Source organism: Streptomyces aurantiaciflavus (genome assembly GCF_049808595.1).
Classification (GTDB): Bacteria; Actinomycetota; Actinomycetes; order Streptomycetales; family Streptomycetaceae; genus Streptomyces.
Map to the genome: position 1 here is coordinate 228,559 of NZ_JBNCAQ010000003.1, position 13,405 is coordinate 241,963.

Sequence of the window (13,405 nt, forward strand, 5' to 3'; positions counted from 1 at the left end):
TCACCCTGCACGTATTCCGTACAGCCCCGCCGTACACAGCCGTACACACCCGCCGCACCACCCACCCAGGCCTGGAGGCCCCGCTCCATGACGCACACGCCGACCGACCAGCCCCGACGCGAAGCGAGCGGCGCCGTCGTTCCGGTGCTCGCCTTCGCGGGCATCGTGGTCGCGGTGATGCAGACCCTGCTCGTCCCGGTCATCAAGGACCTGCCGCAACTGCTGGACACCGCCCCCAGCGACGCCACCTGGGTCCTGACCTCGACCCTCCTGTCCGGCGCCGTCGCCACGCCGATCATGGGCCGCCTCGGCGACCTGTACGGCAAGCGGCGCATGCTCGTCGCCAGCCTCGCCGTGATGGTCGCCGGCGCGCTGCTCAGCGCGGTCACCAGCGAACTGCTCACGATGATCGCCGGCCGCACCCTCCAGGGCTTCGCGATGGGCGCGATCCCGCTCGGCATCGGCCTGATGCGCGACATGCTGCCCCGCGAGAGGCTCGGCTCGGCGATGGCGCTGATGAGCTCCTCGATCGGCGTCGGCGGCGGCCTCGCCCTGCCCGCCGCGGCCCTGGTCGCCCAGCACACCGACTGGCACGCCCTCTTCTACGGCGCCGCCGGCCTCGGCGCCCTCGCCATCGCCCTCACCCTGCTCGTCGTCCCCGAGTCCCCGGCCCGCGCCGAGGGCTCCTTCGACCTGCCCGGCGCGCTCGGCCTGTCCGCCGGCCTCGTCCTCTTCCTGCTGCCGATCACCAAGGGCAGCGACTGGGGCTGGACCTCCGGCACCACCCTCGGCCTGTTCGCCGCCTCCGCCGTCGTCCTCGTCCTGTGGGGCGTGATGGAGCTGCGGGTGTCGGCCCCGCTGGTGGACCTGCGCACCACGGCCCGCCCCGCCGTGCTCTTCACCAACCTCGCCTCGATCATGGTCGGCGTCAGCTTCTACGTCGTCTCCCTGGTCCTGCCGCAGCTGCTCCAGCTGCCGAAGAGCACCGGCTACGGCCTCGGCCAGTCGATGGTCGTCGCGGGCCTGCTCGTGGCGCCGCTCGGCCTGACGATGATGTTCACCGCGCCCGTCTACGCCCGCCTCTCCGCCAAGTACGGCCCCAAGGTCACCCTGATCCTCGGCCTGCTGGTCATCGCGATCGGCTACGGCGCCGGCCTCGGGCTGATGAGCGCCGCCTGGCAGAGCCTCGTCATCGCGGTCGTCCTCGGCGCCGGCATCGGCCTCGCCTACTCCTCCCTCCCCGCACTGATCGTCGGCGCGGTCCCCGCCTCGGAGACGGGTGCGGCCAACGGGCTCAACACCCTGATGCGCTCCATCGGCACGTCCGTCTCCAGCGCCGTCATCGGCATGGTGCTGGCCAACACCGCGAACACCGTGAACGGCGTCGCCGTCCCCACCATGCACGGCTTCCGGGTCTCCTTCCTGATCGCCACCGCCGCCGTCGCCGTGGGCCTGCTGCTGGCCCTCTTCCTGCCCAAGGCCGACCGCTCCCCGCAGCTGCACGCGAGCAGCGAGGAGGACGCCGACGGCACCCCGGTCGCCCGCGCCAGGGTCACCCTCATCGACCGCCGCGGCCGCCAGGCCGGCGCCGCCCTGTCCGCGGAGGACGGCAGCTACACCCTCACCGTCCCCGCCCAAGGCGCCTACGTCCTCGCCGCCCAGGCCACCGGCCACGGCCCGCTCGCCTCCGCCGCGACCCACGCCGGCGACGACCGGGCGGTGGACGTGGACCTGGCACTGCCGGGCGAGACGGTCACCGCCTGACACGCCCACCCGCGCCCTCCACACCCCCCGTCGTCCACCGGCGGGGGGCGTGGTGCACCATGGGCCGCCCAGACGTACGTACGACCGAGAGGGACCCATGACCGCGGCACCCAAGCCCGAGATCCTGGCCGCGTTCGAGGCCGCGAAGGGGTTCATGCCGGCCGACGAGGGGCTGGCGCTGTACGCGGCGGCCGCGGAGGCGGGCGGGCTCGGGCTGCCGCTGCTCGAGGTCGGCACCTACTGCGGGCGGTCCACGATCCTGCTCGCCGACGCGGCCCGCCAGGCCGGGGTCACCGCCCTCACCGTCGACCACCACCGCGGCAGCGAGGAGCAGCAGCCCGGCTGGGAGTACCACGACCCGGACACGGTCGATCCCGAGCTCGGACTGATGGACACCCTGCCCACCTTCCGCCGCGCCCTCCACCGGGCGGGCCTGGAGGAGCACGTCGTCGCCCTGGTCGGCCGCTCGCCCCAGGTGGCGACGGTCTGGGGCTCCCCGCTCGCCCTCGTCTTCATCGACGGCGGTCACACCGACGAGCACGCGAACGCCGACTACGAGGGCTGGGCCCCGCATGTCGCCGAGGGCGGGCTCCTCGTCATCCACGACGTCTTCCCGGATCCCGCCGACGAGTTCACCGGCCAGGCCCCCTACCGCGTCTACCTGCGCGCCCTCGCCTCCGGCGCCTTCACGGAGGTCTCGGACACCGGCTCGCTGCGGGTGCTGCGGCGCACCGGCCCGGGTCTCTAGGACCCCTCCCGGGCGGCGGCCCGGCGACGCCGGTGGACGGCCGCCAGGGCGACCGCCGCCAGGACGCCCGCGCCGATCGCGAACCAGGCGCCGGGCTGCCGGAAGGCGCGGTACGGCAGGGCCGGTGACGCCTCCAGCGGGATGGCGGCGACGTCGTTGCCGGGGGTGCGGTCGTACGGGTTGTAGGTGCGGATGGTGCCCTTCGCGCCCGGGACCCGCCGGTCGATGCGGATGTGGAAGTCGAGGGCGGTCGTCCCCCGGCCGTCCCGGGCCTCGTAGAACGGGTCGTACCCGATCGCGCAGACGAACGCCCCGCCGGTCCCGGCCGGCCGCTCGCACGCCCACGTCCCGCCGTCCCCCTCGAAGGAGTACGGGATGGAGGTGACCGTGGTGCCCTCCGGCGGGACCACCTCGAAGCGGCCCAGCGTCTCGGCGTCGGACGGCTCCCCGGGGCCCAGGTTGCGCACCCCGAGCCGCACCTTCACCGTGTCGCCGACCCGGCCCCGCACGGTCGCGGTCACCGGACGGTAGTCGGCCTGCACGGTGGTGGTGACGGCGACGCTGCCGCGGCTGTCGCCGAAACCCTCGCCGGGAACGGGGACCAGGGTGAGCGGGGCGCCCCTGCCGCGCACGGTGTGGCCGGCCGGCTTCTGCGGGGCCGCCGACCAGGTGTAGGTCACCTCACCGGTCAGCTCCCCGGGCGGCGTGACCGAGTAGACCAGCGGGGCGCTCGTGCGGTAGGCGGCGCCCGGCGCGGCCTGTGTGGGGAACGTGCACCACGCCGAGGTCGGCGCGGGCCCCGCGTAGGAGCAGTTGCTGTGCCGGGCCGTCAGCGTCATCCCGTCCGACACGTCGACCTGGAGGGCGACACCCTGCTTCGCCGGGAACCGGGAGTTGTTGGCGAACCTCGGTGTCAGCGTCGCGGCCCGGCCCGGCTCCAGCCCGCTCACGCCCTTCTCCGGGCCGGGCGCGTGCAGCGTCGGGCCGCCGACGGTCATGCGGGTGACGCCGGTGACGGGGGCCGCGTTGTCGGCGGTGGCGGTGTACGTCACCGTCCCGCTGTCGCCCGGCCGGATGCCGTCCACCCCGTGCAGCGTGAAGGGCGCGTTGGCCTCGCCGTCGCCGTTCTGGAGGTCGCCGTACACGCAGGTGAACACCGGACCGTCGCCCGTGCAGTTGCCGTAGCCGCCCTTGCTCGCCATGGCGACGCCCGCCAGCCCCGAGGCGTCCACGACGACCCTGACGTCGCGGGCCGGGCCCCCGCCGGGCACGACGGCGACCGGCACGACGAAGTCGCTGTTCGACGCCCCGGCGCCCTCGTCGGCGTTGTACATGACGAAGGTGGAGGGCGTCTGAAGCCGCAGCATGACCTGACCGGAGCCGTCGGCCGCGGCGGGCGCCACGGCCGCGGCGAGCACGGCGGCGAGACTCGACCCCAGGGCCGCCGCACGTCTGCCGATCCGTGTTCGTCGAAGCATCACGGCACTATGCCAGTGGGCCCGAGGGCCGTCACAGCCAGCCCTGTTGACGCGCCTCCCGCATCGCCTCCATGCGGTTGCGGGTGCCCGTCTTGCCGATGGCGGAGGAGAGGTAGTTGCGGACCGTCGACTCGGAGAGGTGGAGTGTGCCGGCGATGTCGGCGACGGTCGCACCGTCGGCGGAGGCCTTGAGGACGTCGCACTCGCGGGCCGTCAGCGGGTTCGGGCCGGCGCTGAGCGCGGCGGTGGCCAGGGCCGGGTCGACGACCGTCTCGCCGGTGAGCACCCGGCGGATCGCGGCCGCCAGCTCCTCCACGGGACCGTCCTTGACGAGGAAACCCGCGGCCCCGGCCTCCAGGGCCCGCCGCAGGTAGCCCGGCCGGCCGAAGGTGGTCAGGATCAGCACCCGGCAGTCGGGCACCTGGGCGCGCAGCTCGGCGGCGGCGTCCAGGCCGCTCATGCCGGGCAGCTCGATGTCGAGGAGTGCCACGTCCGGCCGGTGCGCGAGCGCCGCGTCCACGATCGCGTGCCCGTCGCCCACCTGCGCCACGACCTCGATGTCCGTCTCCATCCCCAGCAGTAAGGCCAGCGCCCCGCGCAGCATGCCCTGGTCCTCCGCGAGCAGCACCCTGACGGACTTGGCGCGACGGTGGTCGCGGGGCATCTCGTTCACGGGCCAAGCGTAGGTCCGGCGGCGACGGAGGGCGCCTGCCCGGACACCGCTTCCACCGGGCCGTACGACGACCCCGCCACGTCCGCCGGAAGCTCCGCCGTGACCGTGAAGCCCCCGCGCGGCCCCGGCCCCGCCGTCAGCCGGCCACCGGCCGCCGCGAGCCGCTCACGCAGACCGGTCAGACCGGTGCCGCCGGTGGAAGTGGGGGTGCCGGTGTGGGCGCTGCCGGCGGAGTGAGTGGGGGTGCCGGTGTGGGCGGTGCCGGCGGAGTGAGTGGGTCCGCCCACGCCCCCGGGACCGCCGGTGCGGTCGGTCGTACGCGTGCCGTTGTCCGTGATCGTCAGGTGTACTCGCTCCGCCGCCCCCGACACGGTGATCTCGCAGCGGGTGGCGTCGCTGTGGCGGACCACGTTGGTGACGGCCTCGCGTACCACCCAGCCCAGCAGGGCCGCCGTCTGTGGGGCGAGCGGTGGGCCCGACTGGTCGAAGACCGGCTCGACGCGCGCCGCCGTCAGCGCCGAGCGGGCCCGGTCCAGCTCGGTGGTGAGGCTGCCCTCGCGATAGCCGGTGACCGCCTCGCGGATCTCCGTCAGCGCCTGGCGGCCCACCGCCTCGATGTCCGTGATCTGCGCGAGGGCCGCGTCGACGTCGCGCGGGGCCAGCCGCCGGGCCGCCTCCGACTTCACCACGATCACCGACAGCGTGTGCCCGAGCAGGTCGTGCAGATCGCGGGAGAAGCGCAGCCGCTCCCGCTCCACCGCCTGCCGGGCCAGCTCCTCGCGGGCGGCCCGCAGATCCCGTACGGCCTCGGAGAGGGACAGGATCGCGGCCGTCACCATCGTCGAGATCCAGGTCGCGTAGGCGGTGTCCAGGCCGCTCCAGCCCTCGTGGAGGTAGGAGACCGCGCCCGCGACGACGGCCACGGCGGTGCCGAAGCCGCGCAGGTGCCGGCCGCGCAGGGCCGCGCCCGTCGCCAGGCCCAGCAGCGGGAAGAACAGCACCCAGTTGCCGCCGTAGGCCCCGGCGAGACCACAGGTCACCACGGCCATCAGGGCCAGGGCCACCCGGGTGGGCGCGGCCTCGCGGTGCCGCTCGGAGAAGGAGTGGAAGGCGACGTAGATGTAGAGGCTGTTGAAGGTCAGCAGGCCCAGAGCGCCGATCCACCAGTGGGGCGTCTCGCCCTGGAAGAGGTTGGAGAAGGCGCCCATCCCCAGCAGCAGCCACGGCAGCAGCGAGAAGCCGCTGGGCGGCGGTCCCGGGTTCTCCGGGAGCAACCCCGCATCGCGGGCGGCCCGGTAGTCGGCCTTGAAGCGCTCCTTGTTCGCCTGGTACGCGCGCTGGTACTCCCGCGCCTCCCGTACCGACGCGCGCCACGCCCGCCAGCGGCACGCCGGTCCGCGCCGCCATTGCCCGCGCGACCATCTCATGTCCCTGCCCCCGTACGTCTCTCGTCGCCCGCCCCTCGTGCCTGTCGGCTTCGACGTTAGGGCCAACGGACCGCCGTCCGGCAGGGGCGCCCGTACCGATCCCGGCGGGACAAATGTCATGGCCGGCCGGGACGCGTACGGGCGCCGCGAACCGTTTCTGACATACCGTCAGGAGTCTTCACAAGTACCGGGGCCTGGGCTATACAGAAGGTCGCCGCACTGGAACGCGTTCTAGAACAGGCGGGTTCCGCGGCCCCGTGACGACCTCGGTGCGGCCGACGGTGCGGACGACCGTACCGGGGTCTTACGCCTGTACCGCCACCGTCAGGAGCCCCATGCCCATCGACGCAGCCAAGGCGCTCGCCGCCGAACCCCGGTCCGGCGAGATCACCTGGGACCGCAAGGACGTCCTGCTCTACCACCTCGGCGTAGGCGCGGCCGCGAATCCTGACAAACACAGCCCCGCGACCGACCCCGACGAACTGCGCTACACCCTGGAGTCCCGGCTGCACGTCCTGCCGAGCTTCGCCACCGTCGCGGGCTCCGGCTCCCCCGGCGTGATCAGCGGACTGTCCATGCCCGGCGTCGACGTCGACCTCGCCCGCGTCCTGCACGGCGGCCAGTCGCTCACCCTGCACCGCCCGATCCCCGTCGAGGGCACCGCCACGGCCACCGGCCGGATCGCCGCCGTGTACGACAAGGGCAAGGCCGCCGTCCTCGTCATGCGCACCGAAGTCGCCGACGCCGACGGCCCGTTGTGGACCAACGACGCCCAGATCTTCGTACGGGGCGAAGGCGGCTGGGGCGGCGACCGGGGACCCTCCACCCGCCTCGCCGAACCGGTCGGCGACCCCGACAAGGTGCTCGAACGGCCGATCCGCGAGGACCAGGCCCTGCTCTACCGCCTTTCCGGCGACTGGAACCCGCTGCACGCCGACCCCGAGTTCGCCAAGCTCGCCGGCTTCGACCGGCCCATCCTGCACGGCCTGTGCACCTACGGGATCACCCTCAAGGCCGTCGTCGACACACTGCTCGACGGGGACGTGACCCGGGTGCGGTCGTACGCCACCCGCTTCGCCGGAGTCGTCCACCCTGGGGAGACCCTGCGCATCCGCCTGTGGCGGGGGGAGGGCTCCGTCCGGGCAGCGGTGAGCGCCGTCGAGCGTGATGACGCGCGGGTCCTCGCCGACACGATCGTCGAACACTCCTGATCACCCATCGCTCCGAACCACCGTCACTCCTGAACCAGCCGTCCCCCGAGGGGATTTGAGGGGAGCCGCACCATGCGCGCAGCCGTACTGCACGAGATCGGCCAGGACAAGCTGGAGGTCCTCGACGACGTCGAGGCGGTGGGCTTCGGCCCCGGCAGGGTCAGGATCCGGGTGCGCGCCACGGGGCTGTGCCACTCGGACCTGTCCGCGATGAGCGGGGTGCTGCCCCAGCCCGCGCCGTTCGTGCCCGGCCACGAGGGCGCGGGCGAGGTCCTGGAGGTGGGGGAGGGCGTCACCCGCGTCAAGCCCGGCGACCGGGTGGTGGTGTGCTGGCTGCCGGCCTGCGGCGCGTGCCCCGCCTGCAAGCGCGGACAGACCGAGCTGTGCCTGGCGGGGTTCATGAACGCGGGCACGCCCAACTTCAGGCGCCCCGGCGGGGACGTCTTCGGGTTCGCCGGCACCGGCACCTTCGCGGAGGAGGTCGTGGTCGACGCGGGCTGCGCGGTCCCGATCCCCGACGACGTGCCCTTCGACATCGCCGCGCTCATCGGATGCGGGGTGACGACGGGCCTGGGCGCCGCCCTCAACACCGCCGACATGGAGGCCGGTTCGTCCGTCGCCGTCATCGGCTGCGGAGGCGTGGGCGTGGCCGCGATCCAGGGCGCCCGGCTCAAGGGCGCCGCCGAGATCGTCGCCGTCGACCCGGTCGCCTCCCGCCGCGAGGCCGCCCTCAGGTTCGGCGCCACGAAGGCCGTCCCACCCGAGGAACTGGCCGACGCGAAGCAGCAGATCACGGGCGGTGAGGGCTTCGACTACGTCTTCGAGGTCGTCGGCCGCTCCACCACCGCCCGCACCGCCTACGAGACCACCCGGCGCGGCGGCACCCTCGTCGTCGTCGGCGCCGGCGCCCTGGACGACTTCCTCCAGCTCAACATGTTCGAGCTGTTCTTCGACGAGAAACGGATCCTGCCCTCGATGTACGGCGGCGGCGACGTCCTGCGCTCCTACGAGCGGACCATCGCCCTGTGGCGGGCCGGCCGGATCGACCTCGCGGGTCTGATCACGCACCGCGTCCCGCTCGCCGAGATCAACGAGGCGCTGGACCAGATGCGCACGGGGACGTCCCTGCGTACCTGCATAGAGATCTGAGGCCCCTCATGTCGCTGCCGCTGGAGGGGTATTCGGCGATCGTGACCGGCGCCGGACGCGGGCTCGGCCGGGCCGAGGCGCTGGAACTGGCCCGGCTGGGGGCCGCCGTCGTCGTCAACGACTACGGGCGGCCCGGCCGGGACGGCTCGGGCGAGACGTCCGCCGTCCCCGCCGAGGAGGTCGCACGCGAGATACGCTCGGCCGGCGGCACCGCGCTCGCCCACACCGGGGACGTGTCGGACTTCCCACAGGCCCGCGAACTCGTCGAGTCGGCGATCACGGAATTCGGCAAGCTGGACATCCTCGTCAACAACGCCGGCATCCTGCGCGACCGCATGGTCTTCTCCATGACGGAGGAGGAGTGGGACGCGGTGATCCGCGTCCACCTCAAGGGCCACTTCAACACCACCCGCTTCGCCGCCGCGCACTGGCGGGAGCGCTCGAAGGCGGCGGGCGGCCCGGTGTACGGGCGGATCGTGAACACCTCGTCGGAGGCGTTCCTGGCCGGCTCGGCGGGACAGCCCAACTACGCTGCGGCGAAAGGCGGAATCGTCGGCCTGACGACGTCCACCGCCCTCGCGCTCGCCAAGTACGGCGTCACCGCCAACGTCATCTGCCCGCGCGCCCGCACCCGCATGACCGAGGACGTCTTCGCCGGCCTCGGACGCCCCGAGGAGGGACTGGACCCGCTGGCCCCCGAGCACGTCGCCCCGCTCGTCGGCTACCTGGCCGCACCGGCCGCCGCACGGGTCAACGGGCAGCTGCTCGTCGTGCACGGCGGGATGGTCGCCGTCGTCGAACGGCCCCGCGTGCAGGCCAAGTTCGACAGCAAGCAGGAGACCTTCACATACGAGGAACTGGACGCCGTGCTCACCCCGCACTACGCGGAGCGGCCGGAGGGGGAGACGTTCGCGGCGGGGGAGGTGCTGGGGTTGCGGCGGGAGTAGGGGGGTGGGGATTCGGGGGCCGGGCCCTGGTCCCTGGCTCCGGCCCCTTGCCCTTGGTGGCCCTCAGGGCCGTACATGCGAAGGGGCCCCGCTCGTCCTCGCAGACGAACGGAGCCCCTCCCGCGTACCGTCAGGCAGCCGTCTCGGCCTTCTCCTCGACCAGCTTGTCGGCCGGCTTGCGGTGCCGGCCGCGAGGAGAGGACTCGCTGTCGTGGGACGAGACAGGACCCCGGTGACGGCCGTGACCGGCGGTCTCGGAGGAGTCGGCGGACAGCGGCTGCATCGTGCTTGCGTCGCTCATCGGAAGAGTTCACCCCGTCAAACATGATCTTTTACAGCGGCCGAGTTTATCCGGCGCACCTCGGGGCGGATCCAGGCGCCCACGCCAACCGCTGCTACTTCGTTACAAGCCGACCGAGGGGTGCCTGTTGGAGGGGGACGGGGCGGGGCGTGGCGGGTTCGTGGGATGCATGGGATTCGTGGAATTCGGGGGACTCCGGGGACTCCGCGGACTCCGGGGGTGGCGGGGGCATCCGAGTCCCCGGTTGTGGGGATTCCGAGGCGGACCGGGGAGCGGACGCCGGCGTTCTGACGTACGGCACGGTCACACGGGCCACCCCGCACGGCTCCGCCTTCGTCGAGTACGGCAGCCGCAGCACGCCGTCCTGCGTCCACAGGCCGCTGCCGCCCAGCCAGCCTTCGGGCGCGGCGAGCTGGTGCAGATACCGTTCTGCGGGGCGCCACACGCCGACCCAGCTGCCGAAGTCGCTGTCGATCCGCAGGGCCACCGCGCAGTTCTCGGGGACCAGGATTTGCCCCGGCTGGATCGCGAACGGCGTCAGAGCGCAGTCGGGGAGCCGCAGCGACTCCGGGAAACGCACCGGGAGCGTGCTGCCGAGGACGCCCCAGCCGAGCCGTGGCTCACCGGGTGAGGGCGCGTCCGAGCGGATGAGGAGCAGACCGCTGTCGGGGTCGGCGAGCAGCAGGCGGTCGTCGCTGTCGGCGGCGATCTGCAGGAGCGGGGAGATCTCACCGCCCCGCTCCAGATCCAGCACGATCGCCTTCGTCCGCCCGCCGGCCTCCTGGTCCAGCGCCAGCATGCGCCCCGTCCGGTCGAGCCAGACCCCGCCCGAGCAGCGGCCGGGGACCTCCGCGACGTGCTCCGGACCGAACGCCCCGCCCGCCACCAGCCACAGCGTCGTCGAGTGCCGGCCCACGGCGAGGGCGTAGGCGCGTTGCCCGCAGGGGGCCGGCGGGAGCAGGCGCAGACGGGTGCCCTCCGCCGGGCACTCGACCGCGCCCAGGGGGAGCTCGCCCGTGCCCGGACCGGTCGGATACAGCAGCGAGAAGGCGTGCCGTCCCTGCACCAGGCGGCGGATGAGGACACGGCCGTCCCCCATCGGGTGCACTTCCGTGCCGGGCTCCTCCGGCTGGTGGGCGGGCAGCGGTACGGCATACGGCTCCGGGCCGTCCAGGGTCCAGCGCTCCGGGAACCAGGACTCGCCCGCTCGCGCGAGGCGGGCGGCGTAGCTGCCGGCCGCGGTGATCACGCAGTCCGGGTACGGCGTACCGTCCTCGTCCTCGTCCTCCGCGGTGGGCTCGATCGCACAGACCGTCATCGTTCGGTCACCTCCGGCGACGAAGCTAGTTTTCCTACGCGAGGGCGGGGGGATCGGCGGGGCGGGGCTTCGCTCGTACGAGTGGCGCAGAAGCGATTCGCCTCCGGCGGTTGTTGTGGTTGTGCTGCTTTTGCCCACCCACCCGCCCGTCTCGGTTGGCCGAGAGGTGCCCCTCTCGGGCTGGGCCCCGCCTGCGGCGGGGGCCTGCGCCCTTTACGCCCTGGGGGCTTGCCGTCTCGGTTGGCGAGCAGATGGGGGGTGCGGGGGGCGGAGCCCGAGCTGGGGGTTTGGGCGAAGCCGCAGGCGGGTGCCTGTTTGCGACTGAGTCGGGAGCGAGTGCCTGGGTTCAGGGGGCGGAGCCCCCGCTGGGGTGTGGGGCGGAGCCCCGGGGTGGGGCTTCTTGGCCGACGGAGTCGGGTGGGTGGGTAAGTGCCTGGGGGTGAGGGGGCGGAGCCTCGCTGGGGTGTGGGGCGGACCTGGGGGTGCAGGGGCGGAGCCCCGCTGGGGTTGGGGCGGAGCCTCGGGGTGGGGCCTCTTGGCCGAGCGAGTCGGGCGGGTGGGTGGGGTGCAGGGGGTGGAGCCCCCGCTGGGGCTGGGGCGGAGCCTCGGGGTGGGGGCCTCTTGGCCGAGCGAGACGGGCGGGTGGGTGGGCGAGTGCCTCTTGGGTGTGGGGCGGAGCCTCGGGGTGGGGGCTTCTCGGCCGAGCGAGTCGGGCGGGTGGGTGGGCGAGCCCGCCCGGTATCCGCAGCGCAGCGCCTGTGCACTGCGCCATACCGGCCAGGTAGCCTTTCCCCGTGCCCCGTCTGTCTGAAGTCATCGCCGCGCTGGAGAACCTGTGGCCCGCCGAGCGGGCCGAGTCCTGGGACGCGGTCGGCACCGTCGTGGGCGATCCCGACCAGGACGTCGTCCGGGTGCTCTTCGCCGTCGACCCCGTTCAGGACATCGTCGACGAGGCGGTGAAGCTCGGCGCCGACCTGCTGGTCACCCACCATCCGCTGTACCTCCGGGGGACGACCACCGTCGCGGCCTCCACCTTCAAGGGCCGGGTCGTGCACAGCCTCATCAAGAACGACATCGCGCTGCACGTCGCCCACACCAACGCCGACACCGCCGACCCCGGCGTCAGCGACGCGCTGGCCGGCGCGCTCGACCTGCGGGTCGTGGGCCCTCTGGTCCCCGACCCCTCCGACCCCGACGGGCGCCGCGGGCTGGGGCGGATCTGCGAGTTGGATCATCCCCTCACCGTGCGTGAGTTGGCCGCGCGGGCCGCCGAGCGGCTGCCCGCCACCGCGCAGGGCATCCGCGTGGCCGGCGACCCGGAGGCGACGGTCCGCAGGGTCGCCGTCAGCGGCGGTTCCGGCGACAGCCTCTTCGACCACGTACGGGCGGCCGGCGTCGACGCCTTCCTCACCGCGGACCTGCGCCACCACCCGGCGTCCGAGGCCCGCGCCCACAGTCCTCTCGCGCTGCTCGACGCGGCGCACTGGGCCACCGAGTGGCCTTGGTGCGAGCTGGCCGCAGCCCAGCTCGACGAGATCTCCGACCGGAACGGATGGGGCCTGAGGGTCCACGTCTCCAAGACGGTCACCGACCCCTGGACCAGCCACTCCCCGTCCTCCCCTTCACCTGGAGCCCCCAACTGAACGCCGCGCCCGCCGACCAGATCCGACTCCTCGACGTCCAGGCCCTCGACGTCCGCCTTCAGCAGCTGGCGCACAGGCGGAGGTCGCTGCCCGAGCACGCCGAGATCGAGTCGCTGACGAAGGACCTCACGCAGGTGCGCGACCTCCTGGTGGCCGCGCAGACCGAGGAGAGCGACTGCGCCCGCGAGCAGACCAAGGCCGAGCAGGACGTCGACCAGGTGCGTCAGCGCGCCGCCCGCGACCAGCAGCGGCTCGACTCGGGTGCCGTCACCTCCCCGAAGGACCTGGAGAACCTCCAGAAGGAGATCGTCTCCCTCGCCAAGCGCCAGGGCGACCTCGAGGACGTCGTCCTGGAGGTCATGGAGCGTCGTGAGGCCGCGCAGGAGCGGGTCGCCGAGCTGACCGAGCGGGTCGGCTCCGTGCAGACGAAGATCGACGACGCGACCGCCCGCCGGGACGCCGCCTTCGAGGAGATCGACGGCGAGGCCGCCTCGGTCACCAAGGAGCGCGAGGTCATCGCCGGCTCCGTCCCGGCCGATCTGCTCAAGCTCTACGACAAGCTGCGCGAGCAGCAGGGCGGCATCGGCGCCGCCAAGCTCTACCAGCGCACCTGCCAGGGCTGCCGCCAGGAGCTCGCCATCACCGAGCTCAACGAGATCCGCACGGCCGCGCCCGACACCGTCGTACGGTGCGAGAACTGCCGGCGCATCCTGGTCCGTACGTCCGAGTCCGGTCTGTAGTCGGTA

Annotated in this window: 12 protein-coding genes; 7 read left to right on the forward strand and 5 right to left on the reverse strand. The window is 73.4% G+C overall.

The genetic code is table 11. From position 1 onward, the window contains the following. Positions 1 to 87: 87 nt before the first annotated feature. Complete coding sequence (locus ACPT94_RS04500) at positions 88 to 1,764, forward strand: MFS transporter (protein WP_425245162.1); 1,677 nt, start codon at positions 88 to 90, stop codon at positions 1,762 to 1,764. Between the two features lie 97 nt (positions 1,765 to 1,861). Then, the gene (locus ACPT94_RS04505) at positions 1,862 to 2,512 is read left to right on the forward strand and encodes a class I SAM-dependent methyltransferase (protein ID WP_360351247.1); all 651 of its coding nucleotides are present in this window, start codon (positions 1,862 to 1,864) and stop codon (positions 2,510 to 2,512) included. Here the strand turns inward: ACPT94_RS04505 and ACPT94_RS04510 are convergent. From ACPT94_RS04510 to ACPT94_RS04520, 3 genes are read right to left on the reverse strand one after another with little or no spacing between them, the layout of a single operon-like run. Next, on the reverse strand, positions 2,509 to 3,990 hold the full coding sequence (locus ACPT94_RS04510) for a hypothetical protein (protein ID WP_425245163.1): 1,482 nt from the start codon (positions 3,988 to 3,990) through the stop codon (positions 2,509 to 2,511). The two genes, ACPT94_RS04505 and ACPT94_RS04510, sit on opposite strands and share 4 nt — an antisense overlap. Positions 3,991 to 4,021: 31 nt before the next feature. Continuing rightward, complete coding sequence (locus ACPT94_RS04515) at positions 4,022 to 4,654, reverse strand: response regulator (RefSeq protein WP_360351363.1); 633 nt, start codon at positions 4,652 to 4,654, stop codon at positions 4,022 to 4,024. A 5-nt stretch (positions 4,655 to 4,659) separates the two neighbouring features. Continuing rightward, positions 4,660 to 6,090 carry a sensor histidine kinase gene (locus ACPT94_RS04520; RefSeq protein WP_360351307.1) on the reverse strand — a complete coding sequence of 477 codons (1,431 nt, stop codon included), beginning with the start codon at positions 6,088 to 6,090 and terminating at the stop codon, positions 4,660 to 4,662. 335 nt (positions 6,091 to 6,425) lie between these two features. Here ACPT94_RS04520 and ACPT94_RS04525 point away from each other — a divergent pair, with 335 nt between their 5' ends. The 3 genes from ACPT94_RS04525 (at position 6,426) to ACPT94_RS04535 (ending at position 9,397) form a co-directional block, all read left to right on the forward strand. Continuing rightward, positions 6,426 to 7,301 (forward strand): MaoC/PaaZ C-terminal domain-containing protein, encoded by an 876-nt coding sequence (locus tag ACPT94_RS04525; RefSeq protein ID WP_360351310.1) that lies wholly within the window; start codon positions 6,426 to 6,428, stop codon positions 7,299 to 7,301. 72 nt (positions 7,302 to 7,373) lie between these two features. Then, positions 7,374 to 8,450 (forward strand): Zn-dependent alcohol dehydrogenase, encoded by a 1,077-nt coding sequence (locus ACPT94_RS04530; protein WP_425245164.1) that lies wholly within the window; start codon positions 7,374 to 7,376, stop codon positions 8,448 to 8,450. Between the two features lie 8 nt (positions 8,451 to 8,458). Beyond that, a complete protein-coding gene (locus tag ACPT94_RS04535) occupies positions 8,459 to 9,397 on the forward strand; it encodes a 3-oxoacyl-ACP reductase (RefSeq protein ID WP_425245165.1) in 939 nt (312 codons plus the stop codon). Positions 9,398 to 9,527: 130 nt separating this feature from the next. Here ACPT94_RS04535 and ACPT94_RS04540 read toward each other — a convergent pair whose 3' ends face one another. Then, entirely contained in the window at positions 9,528 to 9,698 is a 171-nt protein-coding gene (locus tag ACPT94_RS04540) for a hypothetical protein (protein ID WP_360351318.1), read from the reverse strand. A 94-nt stretch (positions 9,699 to 9,792) separates the two neighbouring features. Then, entirely contained in the window at positions 9,793 to 11,016 is a 1,224-nt protein-coding gene (locus tag ACPT94_RS04545; protein ID WP_360351321.1) for a hypothetical protein, read from the reverse strand. Positions 11,017 to 11,810: 794 nt separating this feature from the next. Between ACPT94_RS04545 and ACPT94_RS04550 the strand changes: the two genes are divergently transcribed. Together ACPT94_RS04550 and ACPT94_RS04555 are read left to right on the forward strand one after the other, a co-directional pair. After that, positions 11,811 to 12,659, forward strand: coding sequence for a Nif3-like dinuclear metal center hexameric protein (locus ACPT94_RS04550; RefSeq protein ID WP_425245166.1), 849 nt, complete (start codon positions 11,811 to 11,813; stop codon positions 12,657 to 12,659). Further along, a complete protein-coding gene (locus ACPT94_RS04555) occupies positions 12,656 to 13,399 on the forward strand; it encodes a zinc ribbon domain-containing protein (protein WP_425245209.1) in 744 nt (247 codons plus the stop codon). Before ACPT94_RS04550 ends, ACPT94_RS04555 begins: the two co-directional genes overlap by 4 nt. Positions 13,400 to 13,405 lie beyond the last annotated feature (6 nt).

Excerpts from the sequence above, each read along its gene's own strand:
- ACPT94_RS04535 (WP_425245165.1), top strand. The coding sequence starts at position 8,459 with ATGTCGCTGCCGCTGGAGGGGTATTCGGCGATCGTGACCGGCGCCGGA.
- ACPT94_RS04545 (WP_360351321.1), bottom strand. The coding sequence starts at position 11,016 with ATGACGGTCTGTGCGATCGAGCCCACCGCGGAGGACGAGGACGAGGAC.
- ACPT94_RS04540 (WP_360351318.1), bottom strand. The coding sequence starts at position 9,698 with ATGAGCGACGCAAGCACGATGCAGCCGCTGTCCGCCGACTCCTCCGAG.
- ACPT94_RS04505 (WP_360351247.1), top strand. The coding sequence starts at position 1,862 with ATGACCGCGGCACCCAAGCCCGAGATCCTGGCCGCGTTCGAGGCCGCG.
- ACPT94_RS04525 (WP_360351310.1), top strand. The coding sequence starts at position 6,426 with ATGCCCATCGACGCAGCCAAGGCGCTCGCCGCCGAACCCCGGTCCGGC.
- ACPT94_RS04510 (WP_425245163.1), bottom strand. The coding sequence starts at position 3,990 with ATGCTTCGACGAACACGGATCGGCAGACGTGCGGCGGCCCTGGGGTCG.
- ACPT94_RS04530 (WP_425245164.1), top strand. The coding sequence starts at position 7,374 with ATGCGCGCAGCCGTACTGCACGAGATCGGCCAGGACAAGCTGGAGGTC.
- ACPT94_RS04520 (WP_360351307.1), bottom strand. The coding sequence starts at position 6,090 with ATGAGATGGTCGCGCGGGCAATGGCGGCGCGGACCGGCGTGCCGCTGG.
- ACPT94_RS04515 (WP_360351363.1), bottom strand. The coding sequence starts at position 4,654 with ATGCCCCGCGACCACCGTCGCGCCAAGTCCGTCAGGGTGCTGCTCGCG.
- ACPT94_RS04500 (WP_425245162.1), top strand. The coding sequence starts at position 88 with ATGACGCACACGCCGACCGACCAGCCCCGACGCGAAGCGAGCGGCGCC.